This window comes from Paenibacillus roseus, from assembly GCF_016424485.1.
Classification (GTDB): domain Bacteria; phylum Bacillota; class Bacilli; order Paenibacillales; family Paenibacillaceae; genus Paenibacillus_D; species Paenibacillus_D roseus.
The window spans coordinates 1-608 of sequence record NZ_JAELUP010000118.1 but is presented as its reverse complement, the minus strand read 5'-3'; the positions used below and the strand labels follow the sequence as shown (position 1 = coordinate 608).

Sequence of the window (608 nt, the reverse complement as noted above, 5' to 3'; positions counted from 1 at the left end):
ATCGTCAAAGGTCTTGTCCGCAATATCCGCTTCTACGAGCGTGAATTGATCCGTATCGAACGAGAAATCGAAAGTCTTATGAAACAGCTTGGCTTTAGACTAGAGACGATGACGGGCATAGAATTAGTTACAGCGGCAGAATTGGTGGCGGAGATAGGAGATATTCACCGTTTCGCATCTCCTGATAAACTGGCTCGATTCGCAGGAATTGCTCCTATAGCTGTAGGCTCAGGTAACAAGCATCGGAACTACAAGAGCAAACAGGGCAACAGAGAATTACATGACATCTTCAAAACCCTTGCCATTCGTCAGATTGCCGTTACACGTACCAAGAAAGAGCCGAGAAATCCTTACTTCCATGCTTACTATGAACAGAAGATGGCGGCAGGGAAGACCAAGCAACAAGCGATAGTTTGCATTATGAGGAAACTCGTCAACGTCATCTATTATCTGATGAAAACCAAGTCAGAATACAAGATTCCAGTAGTATCCAGTGATAGTGCGGCATGATATAATCATCATAACGGGGCGGCGATTGTACAAAAACAGTCACCGTCCATTTTATTGGAGATTGAACGCTTTATAAACTAGGATACGTATGAAGGGGA

General features: G+C 43.9%; 1 protein-coding gene. It reads left to right on the top strand.

What is annotated here, in order from left to right; all coding sequences use genetic code 11:
- Nucleotides 1-510 (top strand): transposase (locus tag JFN88_RS24290; RefSeq protein ID WP_199021948.1); only part of this gene is annotated, 510 nt, incomplete at its 5' end.
- Nucleotides 511-608 lie beyond the last annotated feature (98 nt).